Genomic DNA, 1,256 nt, shown 5'->3' with positions numbered 1-1,256 from the left:
CCGTCTTTAAAAACGACCTTGTCAGCATCTATAAGGCGCTTTAAAAGCTGCGCGCTCGCTTCGTCAAACATCGCCTCCACATCACTCGTACGCTGCGGACGGCGCGAGAGAGTGCGCAAAATTTCATCCTCGCTAAAGCTCAGCCGCTCGCTTGCGTATTTGGGCGCAGCGATGATATTTACGTTTTGATTTTCGATGAAAGTGGCCAGATAGCGCAGCTGTGCCTCGCTCACTCCCTGCACGCGGTATGCGGGCGGGCGATCGATCGTACCCAGATCGATCCGGTGCGGGTTGATGCGAGCTAAAGCCGCATTCAGCGCTGCGAAATCCTCTTGCGTGTCGTTGATGCCGCGCACGACTAGGATTTCGATATCAAGCTCACCGCGAAACTCACGCGCAAAATCCGCAATCGCGCTTACGATATCCTCGGCGCTAATACCCGCGTGCGGACCGTCCACCTTACGAAAGCTTTTCGCAAGCACGCTATCTAGCGAAAATTTGCAAATATCAAGCTTCATTAAAGCAGCGCTGTTTTCGCGCACGAGTGAGCCGTTTGACAAAACGAGCAGCTTCTGCGGCAGGCGCAACGCCTTTAGCGCGTCCACGAGCTCGGCAAAGCGCGGATGCAGCGTGGGCTCGCCGTTTGCCGTGATCGTGATGACGTCAATGCCCACGTGGCTTTGCAGCGCAGTTTTCAGCTCGGCGATGACCGGGCCGATCTCACAGGGCTCGCTCATCGCGCTCACCGGCTTGCCCGCGCCCAGCTCGCAATAGACGCAGTTGAAGTTACACTGCTTGCGCTGCGGGCTTAGATCGATGCCGAGGCTGCGCCCGAACCTACGCGAGGTCACGGGCCCGAAAATATATCTCATTTTTGCTCCATGATTTGATTTGCGAATGACGGCGTTTTTGGCGCAAGATTTCGCCTTAAATTTTACTTTGCGGAATTTAATTTGCAAAATTTTAATTTGAAATTCTGCCTCGTGAAATTTTACTGAAATTTGCTTTTAAAAAATTTAGCTAGAAAATCCCGCTTTGAAATTTTACGTAGCAAGTTTATACCGATCTTAAGCCTCGCGCCAATAACGCTTTGTATCAAGCTTTTAAAATTCTACGTAGCAAATTTATACCTTGGAATTTAACTTCTGCGTGCCGAAATTTAGCGCCGTTTTTATGCGAAATTTCATTTCTACGCTCCGCCCCCGCTACGATGAAATTTTAAGCTTAGAGTTTTGAATTTATCCTTAAATTTAGGG

At 50.1% G+C, this 1,256-nt stretch carries 1 protein-coding gene; it reads right to left on the bottom strand.

Annotated features, from left to right (window positions below):
* The coding region (locus Q0144_RS00195) for a radical SAM protein (RefSeq protein ID WP_298060751.1) at positions 1–872 on the bottom strand (872 nt) is incomplete at its 3' end.
* Positions 873–1,256: the final 384 nt, after the last annotated feature.

This window comes from uncultured Campylobacter sp. (assembly GCF_938045345.1).
Lineage (GTDB): Bacteria > Campylobacterota > Campylobacteria > Campylobacterales > Campylobacteraceae > Campylobacter_B.
The sequence above is the reverse complement of the archived record's forward strand: the minus strand, read 5'-3'. Positions and strand labels throughout refer to the sequence as shown.